General features: G+C 68.3%; 19 protein-coding genes. 10 read left to right on the forward strand and 9 right to left on the reverse strand.

The annotated features are described in order from the left end of the window. The first annotated feature begins 85 nt into the window (after positions 1-85). The 4 genes from PGN12_02360 to PGN12_02375 all read left to right on the forward strand — a co-directional run bounded on the left by PGN12_02360 (position 86) and on the right by PGN12_02375 (position 5,522). Complete coding sequence (locus tag PGN12_02360; protein MEH3102731.1) at positions 86-1,711, forward strand: GMC family oxidoreductase; 1,626 nt, start codon at positions 86-88, stop codon at positions 1,709-1,711. Further along, positions 1,708-2,673 carry an NAD(P)-dependent oxidoreductase gene (locus PGN12_02365; protein ID MEH3102732.1) on the forward strand — a complete coding sequence of 322 codons (966 nt, stop codon included), beginning with the start codon at positions 1,708-1,710 and terminating at the stop codon, positions 2,671-2,673. Before PGN12_02360 ends, PGN12_02365 begins: the two co-directional genes overlap by 4 nt. Positions 2,674-2,868: 195 nt before the next feature. Further along, a complete protein-coding gene (locus PGN12_02370; GenBank protein ID MEH3102733.1) occupies positions 2,869-4,191 on the forward strand; it encodes a dicarboxylate/amino acid:cation symporter in 1,323 nt (440 codons plus the stop codon). 539 nt (positions 4,192-4,730) lie between these two features. Further along, complete coding sequence (locus PGN12_02375; protein ID MEH3102734.1) at positions 4,731-5,522, forward strand: hypothetical protein; 792 nt, start codon at positions 4,731-4,733, stop codon at positions 5,520-5,522. A gap of 2 nt (positions 5,523-5,524) precedes the next feature. Here PGN12_02375 and PGN12_02380 read toward each other — a convergent pair whose 3' ends face one another. The 5 genes from PGN12_02380 to rpiB all read right to left on the reverse strand — a co-directional run bounded on the left by PGN12_02380 (position 5,525) and on the right by rpiB (position 9,203). Continuing rightward, on the reverse strand, positions 5,525-6,709 hold the full coding sequence (locus PGN12_02380) for a GIY-YIG nuclease family protein (protein ID MEH3102735.1): 1,185 nt from the start codon (positions 6,707-6,709) through the stop codon (positions 5,525-5,527). Positions 6,710-6,790: 81 nt separating this feature from the next. Further along, positions 6,791-7,252: a transcriptional regulator NrdR gene (nrdR, locus tag PGN12_02385; protein ID MEH3102736.1), complete on the reverse strand. Its 462-nt coding sequence runs from the start codon at positions 7,250-7,252 to the stop codon at positions 6,791-6,793. Positions 7,253-7,260: 8 nt separating this feature from the next. Next, positions 7,261-7,452, reverse strand: coding sequence for a hypothetical protein (locus PGN12_02390; protein MEH3102737.1), 192 nt, complete (start codon positions 7,450-7,452; stop codon positions 7,261-7,263). A 12-nt stretch (positions 7,453-7,464) separates the two neighbouring features. After that, positions 7,465-8,772, reverse strand: coding sequence for a serine hydroxymethyltransferase (locus PGN12_02395; GenBank protein ID MEH3102738.1), 1,308 nt, complete (start codon positions 8,770-8,772; stop codon positions 7,465-7,467). Then, the gene (gene rpiB / locus PGN12_02400; GenBank protein ID MEH3102739.1) at positions 8,769-9,203 is read right to left on the reverse strand and encodes a ribose 5-phosphate isomerase B; all 435 of its coding nucleotides are present in this window, start codon (positions 9,201-9,203) and stop codon (positions 8,769-8,771) included. The genes PGN12_02395 and rpiB overlap by 4 nt, the downstream gene beginning before the upstream one ends. A 94-nt stretch (positions 9,204-9,297) precedes the next feature. On the opposite strand from rpiB, the gene PGN12_02405 reads away from it, so the two are divergent. Next, a complete protein-coding gene (locus PGN12_02405; protein ID MEH3102740.1) occupies positions 9,298-9,762 on the forward strand; it encodes a hypothetical protein in 465 nt (154 codons plus the stop codon). A 383-nt stretch (positions 9,763-10,145) separates the two neighbouring features. Here PGN12_02405 and PGN12_02410 read toward each other — a convergent pair whose 3' ends face one another. Both PGN12_02410 and PGN12_02415 read right to left on the reverse strand, forming a co-directional pair. Continuing rightward, positions 10,146-11,000, reverse strand: coding sequence for a CoA ester lyase (locus PGN12_02410; GenBank protein MEH3102741.1), 855 nt, complete (start codon positions 10,998-11,000; stop codon positions 10,146-10,148). Next, entirely contained in the window at positions 10,997-11,596 is a 600-nt protein-coding gene (locus PGN12_02415) for an NAD(P)H-dependent oxidoreductase (GenBank protein ID MEH3102742.1), read from the reverse strand. The genes PGN12_02410 and PGN12_02415 overlap by 4 nt, the downstream gene beginning before the upstream one ends. A gap of 69 nt (positions 11,597-11,665) precedes the next feature. Between PGN12_02415 and PGN12_02420 the strand changes: the two genes are divergently transcribed. The 3 genes from PGN12_02420 to PGN12_02430 all read left to right on the forward strand — a co-directional run bounded on the left by PGN12_02420 (position 11,666) and on the right by PGN12_02430 (position 16,844). Continuing rightward, on the forward strand, positions 11,666-13,807 hold the full coding sequence (locus tag PGN12_02420; GenBank protein MEH3102743.1) for a transglycosylase domain-containing protein: 2,142 nt from the start codon (positions 11,666-11,668) through the stop codon (positions 13,805-13,807). 200 nt (positions 13,808-14,007) lie between these two features. Continuing rightward, a complete protein-coding gene (locus tag PGN12_02425; GenBank protein MEH3102744.1) occupies positions 14,008-15,471 on the forward strand; it encodes a glycosyl hydrolase in 1,464 nt (487 codons plus the stop codon). Next, positions 15,459-16,844: a family 43 glycosylhydrolase gene (locus PGN12_02430; protein ID MEH3102745.1), complete on the forward strand. Its 1,386-nt coding sequence runs from the start codon at positions 15,459-15,461 to the stop codon at positions 16,842-16,844. The genes PGN12_02425 and PGN12_02430 overlap by 13 nt, the downstream gene beginning before the upstream one ends. A 120-nt stretch (positions 16,845-16,964) precedes the next feature. On the opposite strand, the gene PGN12_02435 is transcribed toward PGN12_02430, so the two are convergent. Then, the gene (locus PGN12_02435) at positions 16,965-19,310 is read right to left on the reverse strand and encodes a glycoside hydrolase family 31 protein (GenBank protein MEH3102746.1); all 2,346 of its coding nucleotides are present in this window, start codon (positions 19,308-19,310) and stop codon (positions 16,965-16,967) included. 103 nt (positions 19,311-19,413) lie between these two features. Here PGN12_02435 and PGN12_02440 point away from each other — a divergent pair, with 103 nt between their 5' ends. Further along, complete coding sequence (locus PGN12_02440) at positions 19,414-21,021, forward strand: DUF5597 domain-containing protein (protein ID MEH3102747.1); 1,608 nt, start codon at positions 19,414-19,416, stop codon at positions 21,019-21,021. On the opposite strand, the gene PGN12_02445 is transcribed toward PGN12_02440, so the two are convergent. Further along, on the reverse strand, positions 21,012-21,155 hold the full coding sequence (locus PGN12_02445) for a hypothetical protein (protein ID MEH3102748.1): 144 nt from the start codon (positions 21,153-21,155) through the stop codon (positions 21,012-21,014). The two genes, PGN12_02440 and PGN12_02445, sit on opposite strands and share 10 nt — an antisense overlap. 93 nt (positions 21,156-21,248) lie before the next feature. On the opposite strand from PGN12_02445, the gene PGN12_02450 reads away from it, so the two are divergent. Next, complete coding sequence (locus PGN12_02450; protein MEH3102749.1) at positions 21,249-23,090, forward strand: toll/interleukin-1 receptor domain-containing protein; 1,842 nt, start codon at positions 21,249-21,251, stop codon at positions 23,088-23,090. The last annotated feature ends 43 nt before the right edge of the window (positions 23,091-23,133 follow it).

Raw genomic sequence — 23,133 nt, forward strand, 5'->3', positions numbered from 1 at the left:
CCCCGCCGCGGTGGCGGCGGGGCCGTTACGCTTGCTCCGACGCCGCGGCATGCTACGCCTTGCCGCCCAGCGTTGAGGAGACAGCGTGCGCGCCGATGCCAGCGACCTGACCGCCCCGCCTGCGCCGGCCGACGTGTGCATCGTCGGGTCGGGCGCTGCCGGGCTGACGCTCGCCGCACGATGCGCTGCGCTGGGGATGGCGGTGCTGGTGCTCGAGGCCGGCGGAGCGAAAGCCGAACCCGCGGTGCAGGATGCCTATGCCGGGCACGTCGCCGATCCGCGCGTCCACTGGCCGCTCGACACCTATCGCGTCCGCGCGCTGGGTGGCACCACCGCCTTGTGGGGCGGGCGCGCAATCCCGTTCGATCCGATCGATTTCGAACCCCGCCCGTGGGTCGCCCACTCGGGCTGGCCGATCGGCTATCAGGAGGTCGCGCGTTACTATCCTGCCGCGATGGCGGCGGCGGAGGCGGGCGCGTTCGACCACACGCCCTCCGCGCCGATCGTCCCGGGGCTCGATGGCGCGTGGCTGCACACCACGATCGAGCGCTTCAGCCGCCCCACCAACTTCTGGACGCGCTACGGCCGGCAACTGACCGCCGCCGCCAACGTCCGCGTCGTTACGCACGCGCCCGTCACCGCGATCCGGCTCGCAGCGGACGGCAACAGCGTCGACCATCTCGCCGTGCGCACGCCGGCCGGCGCAGACTGGCAGGTTCGCGCGAACGCTTACGTGCTGGCGGCGGGCGGGCTGGAGAGCACGCGGTTGCTGCTCGCCGCCGACGACGTGCTGCCCGCCGGCCCCGGCAACGCGGGCGGCTGGCTGGGGCGCGGCTATATGTGCCACCTCGCCGCAACCTTCGGCATGGCGCATTTCATCGGCGACCCCGGGACGATCGGCTTCGATTACGAGCGTGATGCGGAGGGGATCTACATCCGCCGCCGGCTCGCCCCCACGCCCGCGGCACAGCGCGCGCGGCACTTGCTCAACAGTAGCGTGCGCCTCCACATCCGCGACGCCAACGATCCCGCGCACGGCGATCCCGTGCTGTCGCTGATGTTCCTGGCCGCCTTCGCGGTGAAATATGAATACAGCCGTGGCGCGCGCGAGGCGGACCGCTCGCTCGGCCGCTGTCTGCGCCATGTCGGCAATATCGCGCGTCACCCGGTGCGATTGTTCGACTTCGCGCGCACATGGGGGATGAAGCGCTATCTGGCGACGCGGCGGATTCCGTCGATCGCGCTGCCGTCGCACGACAATCGTTACCCATTGGAGTTCGTCAGCGAGCAATCGCCCAATTGGGACAGCCGCATCGCCTTGTCCGCCGAGCGTGATGCGCTGGGGATGCGCCGCCTCCACGTCGACTGGCGCGTCGCCCCCGCCGACTTCGACTCGGCGCGCGCCACCTATCGGCTGATCCGCGACGAATTGGCGCGTACCGGCACCGGGTCGCTCGACTATGACGAGGCGGCCTTGGAGGAAGCGCTGCTCGATGCGGCCGCCTATGGCGGGCATCACAGCGGCACGACGCGGATGTCGGCCAACCCCCGCGATGGCGTCGTCGATCGCGACTGCCGGGTACATGGCGTCGCCAATCTCTATGTGGCCAGCGCTTCGGTCACGCCGACCTCCAGCCAGGCCAATCCCACGCTGACGACCGTCGCCCTCGCGCTGCGGCTCGCCGATCATCTCGGGGGGCAGCGCGCATGAAGGGGCCGGTGCTGGTGACCGGCGCGGGCGGCTTCGTCGGGCGACGCGTCGTCGCCGCGCTGGGGGCGTCCGGCGTTCCCGTCGTTGCAGGCTATCGCCGCCCGCCCCCCGGCGGCACCGCGCTCAACGTCCTCGACCCCAAGGCGCTCGCGGTGGCGATGCGCGGTGTCGAGACGGTGGTCCATACCGCAGTCGGCGGCCCGCGCGACACGCGCGTCATCGTCGACGGCACCCGCAACACGCTGGCGGCGGCGCGTGCCGCGGGGGTGAAGCGCTTCGTCCAGCTCAGCTCGGTCGCGGTCTACGGCCGGGCGACCGGCACGATCGACGAGGAGGCACCGACCGATCGTCCGCACGGCGCGTACGGGGCGGCGAAGCTCGTGGCGGAGGCGGCCTGCGATCAGGCGCGCGATGCGCTGTCGGTCGCCATCCTTCGTCCCACCTTGGTCTACGGCCCGCGCGGCACGGCGTGGACCACCGCCTATCTCGACCGGCTCCACGATGGCTGGCCGGTGCTCGGCGCAGCGGGACGCGGCGACGCCAACCTCATCCATGTCGACGACCTTGCCGGCTTCATCGCCCATCTGGTCACGATCGCGACCCCGGTCGCGGGGACCTTCAACGTCAACGGCACCGATATTCCGACGTGGCACGACTATATCGAGGCGTTGCGCGACGCGATACAGGCGGCGCCGGGCACCGGATCGCTGCCCGGTCCGGCGACGCTCACGGCGCGCAAGCTCGCCCGGGTGATCGGAGCGGCCGCCGGTCGCGCCGGTTTGTCGCTCGACCTGCTCGACCGCTTCGTCGCGCGGACGCCGTCGGCCGACGAGGTCGCCCGGTTTCGCACGCCGGTGCGCTACGCGATCGATCGGATGCGCGCGACCGGTTACTGCCCGCGCATCACCGTGGCGCAAGGCGTGGCCGACATCGCGGCGTGGGAGCGCGCCGGCCGACCATGACGTGCGAATATCGGCACGCACGGGCACGGTGACGGGCGGGTATCCGCACGCTTCCGGGCAACGCCCCCGGCCTCCTTGAAAATAATGGCGTTATTACAGATAGATAACCGACACGCGCCGAACACTTCGCCGCGGCAGCGATCCGCGATAGCCTCTCTGCCAAGACGTCCTTCGATGCGGACGCGAGGAGAGGTTATGCACAGCACCATCATTCCGCCCGAAGCCGAAGGTCCGCGCCGCCTTCACCACCATCTTTACGTTCAGGTGCTGATCGCGATCGTGGTCGGCGCGATCGTCGGGCATTTCTATCCGGACCTCGGGGCGGCGCTGAAGCCGCTCGGCGACGGGTTCATCAAGCTGGTCAAGATGGTGATCGCCCCGGTCATCTTCCTGACGCTGGTCAGCGGGATCGCCGGGCTGAGCGAGCTGCGCGCGGTCGGACGCGTCGCCGGCAAGGCATTCGGATACTTCCTCTTCTTCTCCACACTTGCGCTGATCGTCGGATTGGTCGTCGCCAACGTCGTGCAGCCGGGCGCGGGGATGAACATCAATCCCGCCACGCTCGATACCGGCGCGGTCGCCGATTATGCCGCCAAGGCGCACGATACGACACTCACCGGCTTCTTGCTCAACGTCATCCCCGACACGCTGATCTCCGCCCTGACGCAGGGCAACATCCTGCAGGTGTTGCTGGTCGCGATCCTGTTCGGCGTCGCGATCAGCCTGGTCGGCAAGCCCGCCGCACCGATCCTCGACATGATCGAGCGGCTCAACATCGTCGTGTTCCGCGTCGTCGCGATCCTGATGCGCGTCGCACCGCTCGGAGCGTTCGGCGCGATCGCGTTCACCGTCGGCAAGTACGGCGTCGGCAGCCTCGTCAACCTCGGCGGACTGGTCGCGACCTTCTATCTGACCTCGGCGCTGTTCGTGTTCGGCATCCTCGGCATCGTCGCGCGGCTGCACGGTTTCTCGATCCTGCGGCTGATCGGCTACCTGAAGGCCGAGTTGCTGCTGGTGCTCGGCACGTCCTCGTCGGAGCCGGCGCTGCCCGGCCTGCTCACCAAACTCGAGGCCGCCGGCTGCGACCGCGGTGTGGTCGGGCTGGTTGTCCCGACCGGCTATTCGTTCAATCTCGACGGCACCAACATCTACATGACGCTCGCGGCGCTGTTCATCGCGCAGGCGTGCAACGTCGACCTGACGATCGGCCAGCAACTGCTGCTGCTCGGCGTCGCGATGCTCTCGTCGAAGGGCGCGGCAGGCGTCACCGGGGCCGGCTTCATCACGCTGGCCGCCACGCTGTCGATCGTCCCCACCGTGCCGGTCGCGGGGATGGCGCTGATCCTCGGCGTCGATCGCTTCATGAGCGAATGCCGCAGCCTGACCAACTTCGTCGGCAATGCGGTCGCCGCGATCGTGGTCGCACGCTGGGAGGGCAAGCTCGACCAGCCGGCGCTCGACGCCGCGCTCGCCGGGCGCCCCCTCGCGCTGACGACCGCGCCGCATCCGGCGGAATAAGCGCGCGGATCACCGGCGGCCCCGACCGGCCGCCGGTGGTTAACCAACGCACGTGAATCAATCTGTCGTATACTTTCCACTATTTTTCTGATAGTTAGCTTTGTAGATCATCGAAAGGCTAGTTTGATCTTTCCTGGCCGCGTGGCGGTATGCGATGACATACCGCCGATTTCGACGATGGAACCAAGAGGTTGGTTGAAGCATCGGCGAGTAAGAAGAACTTGCGACGAAGCACATCTTCTTTTGTTTGCACTGCCTCTCCCCGCTTGTAAAAGCCTCTGGTGGAAGCGATAGCTTGCCGAGCAAGGAACGCTATCGTCGACAGGTCTGCATGGGTGCGCCGCCAGTGCGCCCGAGAGGGGATGGGTACCGTGCCGAATTACACGGCCGCACTGCAACACGTTGTTTATCCAACGAATGTTCGGCCATCAATGCAACAATTCAGTCACATACCGATACTTGCTGCGCTACTCGCCGAATTCCACAGTAGCATGAGCATGCGCGGACTTCGTTACTTCGACGGTAACATAGACCGCTTCATGGTATTCTGCCTGTTGTTGCGCACCAGCCTTTCGCAACCCGAATACAGCGGCACCATCTCGGTCCATTCCGCCGCCATGTCGCTGGGACGACCGTTCGAAACCGTGCGACGGCACATCTGCGCCCTGCTGGAAGCGCGGATCTGCGAACGGACGCGCAGCGGCGTCACGCTCTCGCAGGCGTTCTGGGCACGCCACGACAATTGGCAGCAGCTACGCTATGCGCACGACTGTTTCGTCCGCCTGATCGCCGATGGCGTGCCGCATGGCTTGTTCTCCGTCGCGACGGTGCCCGCATCGACCGCGACGCGATTGCCGCTGACCGACGGTGTGTGCGCGGCGATCGATCTGTATCTGGCGCTTGCCGAGGTCAACCGGGCGCTCTGCACCGAGTCGCTCGATCTCGCGATCTTCTCGGTCGTGCTGCACAGCAATTATCAGGCGCTCAAGGCCGATCGCGCGCTCGGCGGCTTCGGCGGCCCGGCGGTCCTGCTGCCGCGTCATGCCGTGCGCGTCGCGCAGATCGCGCGCGCGCTGTCGACGCCCGACACCACGGTCCGCCGTCGCGTCGCCCCGCTGATCGTCGAACGCGGCCCGTACCGTCGCACCACCGGCGGATTGCTCGTCTCGCCCGACTATCTTCGCCAGTGCGATCGGCCGAGCGATACCAACAGCGCCAAGCACGGGTCGATCCGCCTCATCATCCAGCGGGCGGTCGCCGCCGGGCTGTCGTTGCGCGATCCGGTACGGTCCTATTCGGACGGCCGCCCGCCCTCGCCGCGCATCGACTGACCTCAGCCGCCGCGTGGCCGCTTCGGGACCAGCGACGACAGGATGCCGCGCACCGTGCGCACCTCCTGGCTCGACCAGCCCGGTTTGGTCAGCAACGTCCGCAGCATCCGCCGGGTCGTGGGGGTGCGATCGGGCGGGAAGAAATAGCCACCGTCGTCGAGCAAGGCATCGAGCTGCGCGATCATGCCGTCCAGTTCGACCTGCGGCGCGGGCGGCTCGGTGTCGACCGCCGGTGGGCTCGCCAGCGCCTGCCCCTTCGACCATTCATAGGCGACGAGGATCACCGCCTGCGCCAGATTGAGGCTGCCGAATTCGGGATTGATCGGCACGGTGACGATCGTCCGCGCCACCGCGACATCGTCGGTTTCCAGCCCCGACCGCTCCGGCCCGAACAGGATCGCCGACCGCCCCGGCGCGGCGTGGATCGTCTGCGCCGCCTCGGCCGGGGTAACGACCGGCTTGGTCACGCCGCGCTTGCGCACGGTCGTCGCATAGACATGCGCGCAATCGGCGACGGCGTCGGCGACCGTTTCGAACACCACCGCGCGTTCGAGCACGATATCCGCCCCCGATGCCGCCGGCCCGGCCTGCGGGTTCGGCCAGCCATCGCGCGGCGCGACCAGCCGCAGCTCGACCAGACCGAAATTGAGCATCGCCCGCGCCGCCTTGCCGATATTCTCGCCCAATTGCGGGCGGACGAGGACGATGACGGGGGGTGGGGCGGGAAGCTTTTCTCCTCCGGCCCGTTCGTCCTGAGGAGCGGCAGGCACCGTCACCCGGACGCCGGCACCCTGCTGCCCCCCCTCACTCCGTTCGTCTGGGGGCGAGGCTGAAGCAGCATCAGCCACCCACACTCCCTCACCCCCATCCGTTCGGTTCGAGCCAGCGTCGAGCGCAGCCGAGACGCGCCGTCGAGAACGCGACGCCTCGCCGATCGCGCGCCAGTCACCGGCAAACAGCGCCTCTTTCTTCGCGCGCGACCAGTCCTTTACCTGCCGCTCGCGCTCCAGCGCCTCGATCCGACTCGGAAAATCCTGCGCCCACATCAATTCCACCGGGCGACGATCATGCGTGTAACCCGGGATCGTCCCTGATTGATGCTCGGCGACCCGGTGCTCGAGGTCGTCGGTGTGCCCGGTATAATAGCTGCCGTCGGCGCAGCGCAGGATATAGACGTAGAAGCTCATCGGAACGCTATGTTCTCGACGGGCGCATCTCGGCAAGCTCGATGCTGCTCGAACCGAACGGCGTGGGAGCGGCAGCCCGCCTCACCCCCGCCCGGCTTCCTCCACGCTGCCCGCGAATTCCTCGAAGTCGCGCGCCTCGCTGAAGTCGCGATACACGCTGGCAAACCGAATATAGGCGACCGAATCGAGCCCCTTGAGCCCGTCCATCACCATCTCGCCGATCCGTTTGGCCGACACTTCAGCCTCGCCGCTCGTCTCCAGCTGCCGCTGGATGCCGCTGACCAGCTTCTCCAGCCGCACCGGCTCGACCGGCCGCTTGCGCGCGGCGATCGAGATCGAGCGCAGCAGTTTCTCGCGATCGAACGGCTCCCGCCGCGACTCGCTCTTCACCACTGTCAGATCGCGCAACTGGATGCGCTCGAAGGTGGTGAAGCGCGCCGCGCAGCCCTCGCATTGCCGCCGCCGCCGGATCGCCGCCCCATCGTCCGTGGGGCGGCTGTCCTTCACCTGGCTGGCGTCATGTCCGCAAAAAGGGCAGCGCATTCAGCGGGTCACTTGTTCTTGGTGCCCTTGTGATAGGCCCAGGCCGCGCCCGCGATCGCGCCGAAGATCGGCCCGACCACCGGCAGCGGAATCGCGACGACCGCACCCAGCGCGCTCCACTTCGCCATGCTCTTGCCCAGACCCGGCGTGTTCTTCACCGTGCCGCGCACTTCGTTTACCTTGCTGTCGAAATCGGCCACCGATCGTTCTCCTTAGCTGTAGATCGGGAACCGAGCGCACAACGCGCGAACACGTTCCCGCACGTTCGCCTCGACCGTCGCGTCGCCGGCCTCGCCGTTCTCGCGCAGGCCGTCGAGCACGTCGGCGACCATATTACCGATCTCGCGGAACTCGGCGGTGCCGAAGCCGCGGGTCGTGCCCGCGGGCGAGCCGACGCGGATGCCGCTGGTCTTGACCGGCGGCAGCGGATCGTTCGGGATGCCGTTCTTGTTGCAGGTGATCCCGGCGCGCTCCAGCGCCTCGTCTGCGTCGCGGCCGGTGATGCCGAGCGGGGTGAGATCGACCAGCGCGAGATGCGTGTCGGTCCCGCCCGATACGAGATCTGCACCGCGCTCCTTCAGCGTCGCCGCCAGCACCTTGGCATTCTCAACCACCGCGGCGGCATAGCTCTTGAATTCGGGCCGCAGCGCCTCGCCGAACGCAACCGCCTTGGCGGCGACGACGTGCATCAGTGGCCCGCCCTGCAGCCCCGGGAACACCGCCGAGTTGATCTTCTTCGCGATCGCTTCGTCATCGGTCAGCACCATGCCGCCGCGCGGGCCGCGCAGCGTCTTGTGCGTGGTGGTGGTCACGACATGCGCATGACCGAACGGCGTCGGGTGAACACCGCCCGCGACCAGTCCGGCGAAATGCGCCATGTCGACCATGAAGAACGCACCGACCTTGTCGGCGATCGCGCGGAAGCGCGCGAAGTCGATGTGACGCGGATACGCCGAGCCGCCCGCGATGATCAGCTTCGGCTGCGTCTCGACCGCCTGGCGTTCGACCGCGTCATAATCGATCAGATGCGTATCCGCGGTCACGCCATATTGCACGGCGTTGAACCACTTGCCGCTCATCGCCGCGCGCGCGCCGTGCGTCAGGTGCCCGCCCGCGTCGAGGCTGAGCCCAAGGATCGTGTCGCCGGGCTTGACCAGCGCCAGCATCACCGCACCGTTCGCCTGCGCGCCCGAATGCGGCTGGACGTTGACGAACCCGCAGTTGAACAGCTGCTTGGCGCGATCGATCGCCAGCTGCTCGACCTCGTCGGACGGGTGGCAGCCCTGATAGTAACGCTTGCCGGGATAGCCCTCGGCGTACTTGTTCGTGAATACCGACCCCTGCGCCTCCAACACGGCGCGGCTGACGATATTCTCCGACGCGATCAGCTCGATCTGCGTCTGCTCGCGGGTCAGCTCGTGCGCGACGCCGGCGAACACCGCCGCATCGGCATCGGCAAGGCCGCGGGTGAAGAAACCATCCGGCTGGATGTCGGAAAGCGAGGTCGGGTTGGTGCTCATGCGGGCTCCTTGAGCATGTCGACGCGCGCGGCATGGCGCCCGCCGAGGAAATCCGTGGAAAGAAAGGCACGTACGCAGGCGCGCGCCATCTCGGTGCCGATCAGCCGGGCGCCCATCGCGATCGCGTTGGCGTCGTTGTGGCTGCGTGCCAGCTCGGCGGACAGCGGTTCGTTGACGAGCGCGCAACGCACCGCCGGGTTGCGGTTGGCGGCGATCATGATCCCGATACCCGATCCGCACAGCGCGACCCCGCGCTCCGCTTCGCCGGCGGCGAGCGCATCGGCCAGCTTGCGGCCGTAATCGGGGTAATCGACGCTGGCGTCGCCGTGCGTGCCGAGATCGATTACCTCATGTCCCTCGCCGATCATCCAGTCGCGCAACTCGTCCTTGAGCGGGACGGCAGCATGGTCGCAGGCGATGGCGATACGCAAGGATCGACTCCCTCACTGAAAGGATGGCCGCGCTCTAGCGATCCGCGCGCGTCAAAGCTACCCGGAACGCGGCACGCCCGCCGCGGGTTGACGCATGATGACGAAGCGCCTGATCCTCCTCGCCGTTCCGCTCGCGTTCGTCGCCTGTGCGCAGCCGGCCCCCGATCCCGCGCCGAGCGCGACTCCGTCCGAGCGCGTCGGCCCCGTCGCAGCCCCGCGGGACGAACCCGGTGGCGGGCAGATGCGCGACAATGCGGTCGAGCCCGCCGCCATCGCCGCGCTGGAGGAACGCTATCTTGGCCGCTGGGTCGGGGTGGAGGGCATGTTCCTCGACGTCGCCCGGCGCGAGGCGGGCGGCGTGACGCTCGACATGCAATGGGACCTCGACCATCGCGGCACGTTCGAGGGCTCGGTCACCGCTGAAGGGTTGCGCTTCATGCGCAACGGCGTCGCAGAAACCGCGGTGCCCGGCGACGGCGACGCGACCGGGCTCAAGTGGCTGGCGGGCAAGAAGGATTGCCTAATCGTCAAGTCCGGCGAGGGCTACTGCCGGAAATAGCCCGCCCACACGTCACTGGCGCGTGGGGGAGACCTGTACAAAACGTCCCCGTCTTGTACCCCGGCGAAGGCCGGGGCCCAGTCGGGAAGGCCGATGAAATGAAGCGTGACGCGCATCATCAGCGTCCCTCGACGGGACCCCGGCCTTCGCCGGGGTAACGCTTCGGCGTGGATGGATCACACTCCAAATTCCCGCCGTCGCAAGACCTTTGCGAAAGTCCGCCACTAGCCCCCAACCATTCGTCACCCCGGACTTGTTCCGGGGTCCACCGCTCCACCGAATCAAGAGCTTATGCGCTTGCGTAACCTTGGATGCCGGAACAAGTCCGGCATGACGGGCGCAGCTTCTCAGAAGTCTCGCCCTCACCGGGATACCGGACCTCGTTATCGCGCCGCCACGGCCTCGGCCAGCGCCAGAGTCCGCCGCGCTTCCTCCAGATGCAGCCGCTCGACCATCCGCCCCGCGACGCGGATCGCGCCCTCGTCCTCGCGCCCGTCGAAGGCCGCCGCCAGCATCCGCGCCGCCGCCACCTCTTCGTCCGATGGCCCGAACGCTTCATTCGCCGCCGCGATCTGCGCCGGATGGATCAACGTCTTCCCCTCGAAGCCGTAAGCCCGTCCCTGCGCACATTCCGCGGAGATCGCTGCCTGATCATCGAGCGTATTGATGACGCCGTCGAGCGCCACCAACCCCCGCGACCGCGCCGCCAGCAGGATCTGCGCGAGCGCCGGCAGCAAGGGCGCGCGGTCGGCACCGACCCGACACCGCAGCTCGCGCGCCAGGTCGTTCGTCCCCGCGACCAGCGCCATCAGCCCGTGTTCCGCCGCAGCATCGACAATCGCGGGCAGCCGCAGCACGCCCTCACATGTCTCGATCATCGCCCAGAGCGCCGGCCCGTCGCCCAGCGCGGCGCGCACGTCCGTCAGGGTCGCCGGGTCGTCCAGCTTGGGCAGCAGCACCGCGTCCACCGCCGCCCCGCGCAACGCCGCCAGATCGTCCGCGCCCCACGGCGTGTCCGGCGCGTTCACCCGCACCACCAGCTCGCGCGCCCCGAACCCGCCCTCATCGATCGCCGCCTTCGCCGCATCGCGCGCCACGCACTTCTGCGCCGGCGCGACCGCATCCTCCAGGTCGAGGATCACCACGTCACACGGCAGGGTCCGCGCCTTCTCGATCGCGCGCGCGTTCGAGGCAGGCAGGAACAGCGCGCTCCGCCGGGGGCGGATCGCGGCCCTCATGCCGCCGCGCCGCCCTCGGACAGCGGCGCGAAGCGCGCGACCTGCCGCCCGATCAGTCGCAATTGCTCCACCACCGCCGGATCGCTCGCCCCGCCCTCGTCGTCGAAGCGCGTCACCTGCGTGTTGATCGCCGCCGCGAACGGGGTCGGCCAGCCGCGCAGCGCATGGACGATCGAGCGCAACGCCGCGATCGTCGAGCCGGTCGCCTGCCAGCCATAAGCGGTCGCGATCAGCCCGACCGGCATGTCGGCCAGATACGGCCGCGAGTCGCGCGCGGTCTCCTCCAGCAGATCCAGCGCGTTCTTCACCACGCCCGAAATGCTGCCGTGATAGCCGGGGCTGGAGATGATCACCGCCGACGCCTGTCGCACCGCCTCGACGAACGCCTGCTCCTCCGGCGTCCGCGAGGTCGCGCGCGGATCGTACAGCGGCAGCCGCGCCATGTCCGCGCCGCCGAACATCTGCGTGCGAAAGCCCTGCGCCGCCGCCTCGCCCAGCGCGATCTTCAGCGCGCGCTCGGTCGAAGACACCCCGCCGATCGTCCCGCCAATCCCCACCACCAGCGGCGCGCGCGCGCCTTTCGCATCATCCTGCATTTGGCTATCCTTGGTTTACGCGGGCGAGGCTTGCGACAACTGTTATATCAGCGTAAGACACCAACAGCCATGCGCCCCGACCCCTACGACACCGGCCGCGTCCGCTACAACCACGCACGCGGCGACAATCCGGGCAGCGCGCCCGATGAATTGCCGTCGTTCGGTGCGTGGCACGGCGATTCCGCGCGCCACGACGCGCCGCGTTTCGACGACGGCGGCGACCCGTCGCCGCCGCGTCGCCGGATCGCATGGGGCAAGTGGATCGTCCGCGGGCTCGCCGCGTCGATCGTGCTGTTCGTGCTCGCGGTCATCTGGCTTGCCGTCACCGCGCCGCTGTCGCGCTCGCTCAAGCCGCCGACGCCACCGTCGATCACGCTGACCGCCGCCGACGGCACGCCGATCGCGCGGCGCGGCGCGATCATCGGCACGCCGGTCGACGCCAGCACCTTGCCCGCGCATGTCCGCGAGGCGTTCCTCGCGATCGAGGATCGGCGCTTCTACTCGCACTGGGGGATCGACCCGCGCGGCATCGCGCGCGCCGCCTGGGCGAACGTCGGCTCGGGCGGGGTGCGACAGGGCGGCTCGACGATCACGCAGCAGCTGGCCAAGAACGCCTTCCTCGACTCGGACCGCACCGCCGCACGCAAGATCCGCGAGGTCATGATCGCCTTCTGGCTGGAGGCATGGCTCAGCAAGGACGAGATCCTCTCGCGCTATCTGTCGAACGTCTATTTCGGCGACAACGTCTACGGCATCACCGCCGCGTCGAAACATTACTTCGGCCGCACCCCGCAGAAGCTCAACATCGGACAGGCGGCGATGCTCGCCGGGCTGGTCAAGGCGCCGTCGCGGCTCGCCCCCACCGGGAACCTGAAGGGCGCGCGCGCGCGGCAGGCGGTGGTGGTCGGCGCGATGGTCGACGCCGGCTTCCTGACCAAAGGCGAGGCCGCGACCGTCCAGCCGCAGCGCGTGCTCGCCGCGCGCGCCGACACCTTGCCGACCGGCACCTATTTCGCGGACTGGGTGCTCCCCACCGCGCGCGAGGTCGCGGGGGATGCGGGCACCGAGGCGACCGTGAAGACCACGCTGGACCGCGGGCTGCAATCGACCGCCGAGCGCGTCGTCCGGCAGGCAAGCCTGCGCGGGCTGCAGGCGGCGGTGGTCGCGATGCGCCCCGATGGCGAGGTCGTCGCGATGGTCGGCGGCAAGGACTACAAGACCAGCGCCTTCAACCGTGCGGTGCAGGCGAAACGCCAGCCGGGCTCGACCTTCAAGCTGTTCGTCTACCTCGCCGCCTTGCGCGCCGGGCTGACCCCCGACGACGTCCGCGACGATTCGCCGGTCGAGATCGCCGGGTGGAAGCCGCGCAACGACGACGGCCGCTACCTAGGCCCGATCACGCTGCGCCGCGCCTTCGCGCGTTCCTCGAACGTCGTCGCCGCGCGGTTGACGCAGGAAGTCGGCGTCCGCAACGTCATCAAGACCGCGCGCGATCTCGGCATCACCACGCCGATCCCCAACGAGGCGACGATCGGGCTCGGCACCGCCGAGGTGTCGCTGCTGGAGCTGACCGGCGCCTATGCCGCGATCGCCAACGGCCGCTATCCGGTGACGCCGCGCGGCGTCGAGGGCAACCGCAACGCGAGCTGGTATGAAAAGATCGCCGGCCGCGACAGCGAGATGCCCGGCAAGGTACGCGACGAGATGCGCTCGCTGCTCGGCTCGTCGATCCGCGGTACCGGGCGCGACGCCAACCTGCCCGTCGACGCCTTCGGTAAGACCGGCACCAGCCAGGGCGGCCGCGACGGCTGGTTCATCGGCTTCGCGGGCAACCTCGTGGTCGGCGTCTGGGTCGGCAAGGACGACAGCTCGCCCAACCCCGGCCTGCATGGCGGCGGGATTCCCGCGCAGATCTGGCGGCAGTTCATGATGTCGGCGCTGCACATTCCGGTCGTCGTCGCACCCGAGGCCGACGAGATGGGCGCGCCGCTCGACAATATGGGCGACGCGATCGACCAGTTCGGCCGCGTGATCGATGGCGCGCAACCATCGATCGAGGATGCGATGAACCGGCTGCGCGAGTTGGGGATCGAATTGCCGCAACCGCCCGAGCCGCGCCAGCGTGTGCCGGTGGAGCGCTACCCCGAAGATCGCGGGCCGCCGCGCGAGGACGAGGGCGGCCCCGGCGAGGATTATGAGTACCGATTTTAGTGTTGAGCGACTTGCTCCCGTTCCACCGTCACCCCGGACTTGATCCGGGGCCCCGCTTCTTCCTTGCGACCGAGGTAGAGAGCGGGATCCCGGATCAAGTCCGGGATGACGAAACGAGCTAGGTGACCGGTCTTCCTTGACCACGCCGCCCTCACGCTTATTGTCATACAAAAAGCGGGAGAAGAGCGGTTCCTCGTCGATTGTTTCTGGCAGCCTCGTCGCTCGCCGCCCTCGCTGTTCCCGCCGTCGCGCAGGAACGGCCGGTCACCGTCACGCTGCGCCCGGCGGTCGACCGCCCCTCGACCACCTTCGAAGGCTGGGGCACCGCGCTCGCCTGGTTCGCCGACGTCACCGGCGGTTGGCCCGATGCCGAGCGCGAACGGCTCGCCGACCTCTTCTACGGCAAGGACGGGCTCGGCTGGACGATCGCGCGCTACAATATCGGCGGCGGCAACGCCGCTGGCACCAAACCCTATCTGCGCCCCGGTGGCGCCGTGCCGGGTTTCTGGCGACAACCGGAAGGCACGCAGGGCCGCGACTGGTGGCGCGCCGACGATCCGGCGATGTGGGACTGGTCGCAGGATCAGCGCCAGCGCTGGTGGCTCGACGCGATCCGCGACCGCGTGAAGGCCCCGATCTTCGAGGCCTTCTCCAATTCGCCGCCATGGTTCATGACCGTCTCCGGCCGCGTGTCGGGCGCCGAGAAGGCGACCGAAGACAATCTGCGCCCCGGCTTCGAGCAGCACTTCGCGACCTATCTCGCGCGCAGCGTCGCCGAATTGCAGAAGCGCCACCGCATCACCTTCCGCACGCTGTCGCCGGTCAACGAGCCCAACACCGATTACTGGTTCGCCGCCAACAAGCAGGAGGGCGCGCATTGGAGCCCGGCGCGGCAGGCCGCGATGATCGACGCGACCGACGCCGCGCTTAGGGCGCAGGGGCTGAAGACCGTCGTCGCCGCCCCCGACGAGACCAATTCGGTGCTCTTCCTCGCCGACTGGGCCGCCTATCCCGCCGCGACCCGCGCCCGGATCGGGCAGCTCAACGTCCACAGCTACGGCAACATCCACCAGACCGGCGTGCGCGATGCCGCGCGCGCCGCCGGCATCCGGCTGTGGATGAGCGAGAATGACGCACCACTCGACAAGGACCCCGAGGATTTCGCGGGCATGGCCTCGCCGCTGGCGATGGCCGAGCATATCGTGCTCGACATCAAACGGCTGGAGCCCGCCGCCTGGGTCTTCTGGCAAGCGGTCGAGACGCTCAGCACCGTCGACGGCGCGAAGGGGAGCAATTGGGGGCTGGTCAAGGCCGATCTGCGCGCGCCCGCCAATGCCGCACACGCCATCCACGTCACGCAGAAATATTGGGCGATGGCGCAATTCAGCCGCTACATACGCCCGGGTGACCGGCTGGTGCCCGTCGACGACCTCGACACGATTGGTGCGCTGTCGCCGGACGGACGGCGGCTGACGCTGGTCCACGTCAATCCGGGCGTCACACCCCGCCGATTGTCGGTGCCTGCCGGCTGGACGACGCAGATGGTCGTCACCGATGCGACGCACCGCGCCGCCTGCGTCGCCGGAACGCTCGCTCCTGCGCGCGCGATCGTCACCCTCATTCTCCGCCGCGATGGCGCGAAGGACCTGCCATGCCCCGCCTGACCGCCCGCCTGCACCGCTGGGCACCCGCGCTGCTGCTACTCGCCGCCCCGCTGATGCTTGCCGCCGACGAACCCACCCGCTGGGACGCGCCGGGCGCGGGCAACCCGCTGCTCCCCGGCTATTTCGCCGATCCCTCGATCGTCCGCGACGGCAATCACTGGTATATCTTCGCGACGATCGACCCATGGGGCGACGATCGGCTCGGGCTGTGGACGTCGGAGAACGGCCGCGACTGGCGCTTCTCGACCCCGAACTGGCCGACCAAGGCGGCGGCGACCAGCCCGACCTCGGGCGATTCGAAGGTCTGGGCACCGTCGGTCGTCCGTGCGAAGAACGGCCGCTGGTTCATGTACGTGTCGGTCGGCAGCGAGGTGTGGGTCGGCAGCGCCGCCTCCCCCGCCGGCCCGTGGCGCGACGCCAATGGCGGCAAACCGCTGATCGCCCGCGATTTCGCACCGGCCTATCACATGATCGACGCGGAGGCATTCGTCGACGACGACGGTCAGGCCTATCTCTATTGGGGATCGGGGCTCAACTGGACCAACGGCCATTGCTTCGTGGTGAAGCTCAAGCCCGACATGGTCACGTTCGATGGCGCTCCACGCGACGTGAACCCCGAGAATTACTTCGAGGGCCCGTTCATGGTAAAGGCGAACGGCCGCTATCTGCTCACCTACAGCGACGGCAACACCACCAAGGACACGTACAAGGTCCGCTATGCGATCGGCGCCACGCCATTCGGCCCGTTCCACGAGGCACCGAACAGCCCGCTGCTCCAGACCGACGCCGCGCGCGATATCGTCAGCCCCGGCCATCATGCCGTGTTCCGCTCGCAGGGGCGGAGCTATATCCTCTATCACCGGCAAGCACTGCCATGGCCGCAAGCGGGCGACGCGGTGCTGCGGCAGGTAGCGGTCGATCCGCTGACGATCGCCGCCGACGGCACCATGACGCGTGTCCGTCCGACGCACGGCAGCGCGGTCGCTGGCTTCGTCGCCGCGCGCGATCGCGGCCTGACGTGGACGCCGGTCGGCAATCGCGAGGCTGCCAAGGCCGCCGACGACAATTACGCGACGCTCTGGCGCGCGCCCGCGAGCGCCGCGGGTACGATCGTGGCCGATCTGGGCGCGGTCCGTCAGGTCGCGGGCAGCCGCCTCCGCCCGGAGTTTGCGACCCGCCGCTACCTCTACGCCCTCGACGCCTCGCGCGACGGAAAAACGTGGACGCCGTTGCTCACACTGGGCGAACATCAGGGTTCCCCGGTAACGCTGCGCCACCCCATCACCACACGCTATCTGCGGCTTACCGTCGCGACACCAGGCGCCGGCGTGTGGGAATGGTCGATCGACAGCGAAGCGGCGCAACGCCGCTAAGCTCTTCGTCATTGCGAGCGCAGCGAAGCAATGACGTATCTTCTTTTCCGTCGCCCCGGACTTGATCCAAGGCGACGCTTCTTCCTCTCCAGCGAAGTGACGCAAGCCCCCGGGCGCGCCCTACTTCACCACCTGCACCAACCGCGCCGCATCTTGCCCGCTCGGCAGCCGGCCCGACGCACTCAGCCGCCCCGCGGCATCGTCCCACGTCAGCGTCGCGCTGCGCCCGCCCTTGGTGCGGTAATCGTTGGTCGTGCCATCATCGTCATACAGCGTGAAGCTGGTGCTGCGGCCCGGATAGACGCGGATCTGCTCCAGCGGTTGATTGGTCGCGGTACTCGGCACCGCCGCGCCGAACGGCACGATCGATCCGGCGCGCACGAACAGCGGGATCTGGTCGATCGGCGCGGAGGCGGTGATCGTCTGCCCGCCCGGATAGCGACGATTCGTCCAGTAATCGTACCAGTCCGCCCCCGCCGGCAGGTACACCTTGCGCTCGGTGATCCCCTGATCGGTCACGGGGGCGACGAGGAAGGCCGGCCCGAACATGTATTGATCGCCGATCGTCGCCACGTTCGGGTCGTTGGGAAAGTCCATGAACAGCGCGCGCATGAACGGCGCGCCGGTCTTGTAGGTGCCGTAGCCGAGCGAATAGAGATACGGCATCAAGGCGTAGCGCAGCTTCAGGAACTTCGCGAGCACCGGCTCGGCCGCCGCGCCATATTCCCAGATCGCGGTCGCCGGACGTTGCCCGTGGATACGCAGCGTCGGCGTGAAGCTGTTGTACGCGAACCAGCGCGCGAACAGCTCGGGATAATCGGGATAGCCCGCGCCCATCGCGGTCGCCCCGGCCGGGTCCAGCAGCACCGGGCGTTGCGCGACCGGCCCGTTCGGCCACTGCCACCCGCCGGTATCGCTGCTCCAATAGGCCATGCCGCTTGCGGTGAAGCCAAGCCCGGCCGGCACCTGCCGCTTGAGCACTTCCCACGTCGACTGCACGTCCGACGACCAGAACAGCGCCCCGGTCCGCTGCACCCCCAGATAGGCCGCCCGCGACAGGATCAGGTTGCGAAAATTCGGCCGGTCGCGCGCGATCCCCTGCGCCACGCCGCCGGTGTGGACCAGCGGAAACAGATTGTGGAAGCGGTCGCCGGTGCCGATCGAATAATGATAGCCATCGGGCACGAGATCGGGCTCGGTCTCGTCGAGCCAGAACCAGTCGAAGCCCTGCGACCCGATATTGTCGCGTAGCTTCTCCCAGAACCACGCCCGCGCCTCCGGGTTGGTCGAGTCGATCAGCGCGCCCGCCCGGTCGGAGCGCACCGCCAGCCCGTCGACCGGCGTCCCGTCCTTGTGGTGGAGCAGCCACCCCTTGGCGGCGAGCATGTCGTAATAGCGCGACTCCTTCTCGAACCGCGGCCAGACGCTGATGATCGACCGCATCCCCTTGGCCTTCAGCGCGTCGTTCATCCCCTTGGGGTCGGGGAAGAAGGTCCGGTCGATGTCCAGCTGCCCCATCCGCGTCCAGTAGAACCAGTCGAGCACCATCACGTCGAGCGGATAACCGCGCCGCCGATAGCCGTCGGCGATGTCGAGCAGCTCCTTCTGCGTCTCGTAGCGCGCCTTGGACTGGATCAACCCGAACGCCGCCTTGGGGGGCAGTGGGGTCGTGCCGGTCAGTTTTGCATAACCGGCGTACAATTCGTCTGTCGTTGCGCCCGAGATGACGAAAAACGAGACTCTTTCGCCCACGTTCGACTGAAAGTGGGTGCCATTATTGAGGCCAGCCGAGACCGTAAGCGCCGAGGGATTGTCCCAGACGATCCCGTACCCCTTGTTCGTCACCATGAACGGTACGCACACCGTCTCGCCCGCCGGCGCATCATAATTGTGGCGGCAGTCGATCGTGCGCCCCTTAAGGTCCAGAATACCTTCCTGATTCTGCCCGAGCCCATAGAAATGCTCGTCCGGCTGCACCGAGAAGCTCGCCCCGACCTTGAACGTCTGCTCGCCGGTCACGGTATGCGGCGCCCGCTCCCACCCCTTCATCTCGGTCAACGCCCGCCCGCCGCCATCGGCAAAACCGATCGACACCGGCGGCAACGACGGCGCAAAATAGCGCTGCATTTGCGACGGTGCGCCCGGCCACGGCTGCGCCTTGACGGTGACGGTCATCGCGGCGGAGGCGAACACGTCGCCGCTCACGTCGCTGCGGTGCTGCCAGCCTGCGGCGTCGGCGCTGGCATTCGGGCCATCGCCCGGTGGCGCATCGGCCAGCGCGCGATCCAGCGCGATCGTCACGCGCACGATGTTCGGCGCGTAAGGCTCGACCGCGACCAGCGCGCCGTTGCGATCGACGGTGGCGAGCGGCACAGCCATCGCCGGGATCGCCGCGAGCGTCGCGGCCCCCAACAGCGCGGCCCGCCATGCGCGCGTCACCCCGACCCGATCCGCCTGCTCGATCATCACCCACTCCCCGTTGCGCTCAGCGTTCGTAGCGCTACCATTCCTTTGCGGCAGGATGATCCGCCGCACAAGTCAGCCTCGACCGAGGTGACGGGGAGAGGACATGATCGGACGGACCATCATCACCGCAGGGCTGCTGCTCGCGACCGCGACCAGCGCCACGGCGCAGCTCCCGCGGCTGGAGAGCCGCAACGGCCGCCACGCCCTGATCGTCGATGGCGCGCCGTTCACGATCCTCGGCGGGCAGGTCAACAATTCCAGCAATTACGCGGAGACGTTGAAGACGACATGGCCGGTACTTGATCGCATCCACGCCAACACCGTGGAGGTGCCGATCGCCTGGCAACAGGTCGAGCCGCAGGAAGGCCGCTTCGACCTGTCCTTCCTCCAGCAATTGCTCGATCAGGCGCGTGCCCATGACAAGCGCGTCGTGCTGCTGTGGTTCGGGACGTGGAAGAACACCTCCCCCAGCTACACGCCCGATTGGGTCAAGCTCGACAACCGCCGCTTCCCGCGAATGAAGAAGCGCGATGGTAGCGATCACGGTGTGCTGAGCGCGCATGGCGCGGCGACGCTGGCCGCGGACCGCGCCGCGTTCGTCAAAGTCATGGAATATCTGCGCGACCGTGATCCTCAGCACACCGTCATCATGGTCCAGCCGGAGAACGAGACCGGTAGCTATCGCAACCCGCGCGATTACGCCCCGGCAGCGAACGCCTTGTTCGCCAAACCGATTCCCGCGCCGCTTGCCCGGCGGATCGGCCGCAACGGGACATGGACGCAGGTCTTCGGCGCGCAGGCCGATCGCGCCTTCAACACCTGGTACGTCGCCGCCTATGTCGACGCGATCGCCGCAGCGGGCAAGGCGATCAAGCCGCTGCCGATGTACGTCAACGCCGCGCTCGCCGGTCCGTCGAACGTTCCCGACCCGGACGGCGTCGCGAGCGGAGGCCCGCAACAGGACGTGCTCGACATCTGGAAGGCCGCCGCCCCGCACGTCGATTTCGCCGCGCCCGACATCTATGATCGCAAAAGCGCCAATGCGACCGCGTATCTGGACAAATATGCGCGCCCCGACAACGCCTTGATGGTGCCCGAGGTCGGCAATGCGCGCGACTTCCACCGCTATGTCTATGCTGCGCTGGGGCGGGGCGCGATCGGTTACGCGCCGTTCGGCATGGATGACAGCGGCTATTTCAATTTTCCGCTCGGCGCGCGCGATCTGAGCGACCAGACGCTCGCTCCGCTGGCGCTCGCCTATGGGATGTTCGGCACGATCATGCGCGACTGGGCGCGGATCGCCTACGAACGCCCGACCTGGGGCGTCGCCAAGCCCGACGACGGCACCGCGCAGTCGACGCGCATGGGCGCATGGACGATCAAGGCGTCATGGGGCGAATGGCAGTTCGGGATGCGCGACTGGACGTGGCTCAAGGCCGATCCCGCGCCATGGGCGAACGAGCCGGTGGGCGGGGTCGCCGTGGCACAACTCTCTCCCGACGAGTTCCTGATCGTCGGCGACCATGTCCGCGTCCAGATCGAGGCAGCAGACAAGGCCCCCGGCGCGATGATGCTGCGGGTCGAGGAAGGCGCCTTCGACAAGGGCCGCTGGGTGACGTCCCGGGTATGGAACGGCGACCAGACCGACTATGGCCTCAACCTGATCGACCGGCCGCAGGTCCTGAAGGTGACGATGGCGCACTATCGCTGACGGCGAGGCGCGTATTTCATCGCGCCGGAATTTCGAGGCATCGCGGCCGCCGACGACGGCGCGATGCCATCCATCCGCGACACGCCACCAATGCGCGCGCCTGCTATCCCGCAGATATTGACGTCTTTTTCCATTGTGCCACTCTTGGCGCGCCACTGATGACCGGGGGGATCAGCAGGTGACGAGTCGCGATGGCTCGTCAGGGCTCCGCCCCGCGGTGCGGCCTGATGACTGAACGATACGCCGCCTTCATCAGCTACAGCCACGCTGACGGAGCGGCCGCGCGCTGGCTGCATCGTCGTCTCGAAACGTTTCGGATGCCGCGTGCGCTGGTCGGCACGCCGAGCAGCGTCGGACCGGTGCAAAGGAAGCTTCTGCCGTCGTTTCGCGACCGGGACGAACTGGCGGCGAGCGGCGATCTCGGCACGGAGTTGCGCGCCGCGCTTGCCGCCTCGCGCTTCCAGATCGTGCTGTGCAGCCCCCGGGCTGCGCAATCGCGCTGGGTCAACGAAGAGATCCTCAGCTTCAAGCGGCTCCACGGCGAACATCGCACGCTCGCGCTGATCGTGTCGGGCGAACCCTATGCGGGCGACGAACGCGAATGCTTCCCGCCCGCCTTGCGCTTCCAGCTCGGCGCCGACCAGAACCTGTCGACCATCCCCGCCGAGCCGATCGCCGCCGATATTCGGCCGGGCAAGGATGGCCGGCGGCTTGCGGCGCTCAAGCTGATCGCCGGCGTCGCGGGCGTGCCGCTCGACGCTCTGGTCCGCCGCGACGCCGCGCGCCGACAGCGTCGGCTGATGTGGATCACCGCCGCATCGCTGGTCGTGGCGGCGGTGACCGTCGGCCTCGCCATCTACGCCGAGGGCCAGCGGCGCGTCGCGGTTCGCCAGCGCGAACTCGCCGACAAGAGCCTCGATTTCCTGATCGGCACCTTCCAGATCGCCAACCCGGCGACCGAAAACCCTCGCACGATCACCGCGCTGACCATCCTGGATCGCGCCAGTCACCGCGCGGCCAGCGAACTGGCCGACGAACCCGGCGTCAGCGCGCGCTTGCTGCGGGCGACGGGGGAGATCTACGTCAACCTCGGCGTCGTGGCAGAGGCGGAGCGCGATCTGAAACTGGCACTGGCCCGGCTGCCGCCGCGCGGCGAGGAGCGTGCGCGCACATGGTTGATGATGGCGCGGGTCAAGCAGAAGCAGAGTGACCTTGCGGCAAGCGAGCGCGCCATCGCCGCCGCGCTGGCGAGCTACGATGCGCGGTCGCCGGATGCGCCCGGCATCGACGCCGAAGTGGCCGAACGTCAGGGGCGCGCGGCGATCCTCGCGGCCCGCTACGACCGGGCTGCGGATCTATATGCCGAGGCCGCACGACGCTACGCCGCGCTGGAAGGCGATCACCGCGCCGACGTCGGACGCGCGCAACTGAACCAGGCGGAATCGTTGCTTCGGCTTGGTCGGCTGGCGGAGGCGCAGCAGATCTATGCTCGGGCGACGCGCGCCTATGTCGGTCGCTTCGGTCTCAATCACGTGCTTACCGCCGATGCGATCCGCAATCAGGCGCTCGCTGCCCTCGAAGGGGGCAAACTCGATGCCGCGCAACGACAGGTCGATGAGGCGCTGGCGATCTACAATCGAGTCCTTGAGCCGCGCAATCCGACCATCGGGCGGGCATTGTTGCTCAGGGGGCGCATCCTGGCGCGCGCCGGCAAGTTGGACGAGGCGGCGGCTAGCTTCGAGAAGGCCCGGGCGCTCTATGCCGCAGTCTATGGCGCGAACAGCGTGGACGTCGCCGACACCGAGTTCTTTGCCGCCGACGCCGAAGCCGCCGCAGGCAAATTCCGTGACGCTCTTGCCCGGACGGTCAGGATCAAGGCGATCTACGACCGCGAATACGGCCCCGACGATCCAGATCAGGCTGAGCTTCTCGAGTTGCGGGCGCGCATCCTTCGCGCTGCCGGCCGGGCGCCGGAGGCCGTCGCGGCGTGTCGTTCAGCGCAGGCGCTTCGCAAGCGGATTCATGCCGAAGCGAGAAGCGATACGACCACCCGGCCGACATGCATCTGACCCGCGCCCCATTGGCCGGCGACGCTTCCCATTAACCAAAATT

Source organism: Sphingomonas phyllosphaerae (assembly GCA_036946405.1).
Taxonomy (GTDB): domain Bacteria; phylum Pseudomonadota; class Alphaproteobacteria; order Sphingomonadales; family Sphingomonadaceae; genus Sphingomonas; species Sphingomonas phyllosphaerae_D.

Coding starts and splice junctions, on each gene's coding strand:
- PGN12_02450 (MEH3102749.1), top strand. CDS start 21,249: ATGACTGAACGATACGCCGCCTTCATCAGCTACAGCCACGCTGACGGA.
- PGN12_02405 (MEH3102740.1), top strand. CDS start 9,298: ATGATGACGAAGCGCCTGATCCTCCTCGCCGTTCCGCTCGCGTTCGTC.
- PGN12_02380 (MEH3102735.1), bottom strand. CDS start 6,709: ATGAGCTTCTACGTCTATATCCTGCGCTGCGCCGACGGCAGCTATTAT.
- PGN12_02445 (MEH3102748.1), bottom strand. CDS start 21,155: ATGGAAAAAGACGTCAATATCTGCGGGATAGCAGGCGCGCGCATTGGT.
- nrdR (MEH3102736.1), bottom strand. CDS start 7,252: ATGCGCTGCCCTTTTTGCGGACATGACGCCAGCCAGGTGAAGGACAGC.
- PGN12_02395 (MEH3102738.1), bottom strand. CDS start 8,772: ATGAGCACCAACCCGACCTCGCTTTCCGACATCCAGCCGGATGGTTTC.
- PGN12_02365 (MEH3102732.1), top strand. CDS start 1,708: ATGAAGGGGCCGGTGCTGGTGACCGGCGCGGGCGGCTTCGTCGGGCGA.
- PGN12_02435 (MEH3102746.1), bottom strand. CDS start 19,310: ATGATCGAGCAGGCGGATCGGGTCGGGGTGACGCGCGCATGGCGGGCC.
- PGN12_02410 (MEH3102741.1), bottom strand. CDS start 11,000: ATGAGGGCCGCGATCCGCCCCCGGCGGAGCGCGCTGTTCCTGCCTGCC.
- PGN12_02370 (MEH3102733.1), top strand. CDS start 2,869: ATGCACAGCACCATCATTCCGCCCGAAGCCGAAGGTCCGCGCCGCCTT.
- PGN12_02375 (MEH3102734.1), top strand. CDS start 4,731: ATGGTATTCTGCCTGTTGTTGCGCACCAGCCTTTCGCAACCCGAATAC.
- PGN12_02430 (MEH3102745.1), top strand. CDS start 15,459: ATGCCCCGCCTGACCGCCCGCCTGCACCGCTGGGCACCCGCGCTGCTG.
- PGN12_02415 (MEH3102742.1), bottom strand. CDS start 11,596: ATGCAGGATGATGCGAAAGGCGCGCGCGCGCCGCTGGTGGTGGGGATT.
- PGN12_02420 (MEH3102743.1), top strand. CDS start 11,666: ATGCGCCCCGACCCCTACGACACCGGCCGCGTCCGCTACAACCACGCA.
- PGN12_02440 (MEH3102747.1), top strand. CDS start 19,414: ATGATCGGACGGACCATCATCACCGCAGGGCTGCTGCTCGCGACCGCG.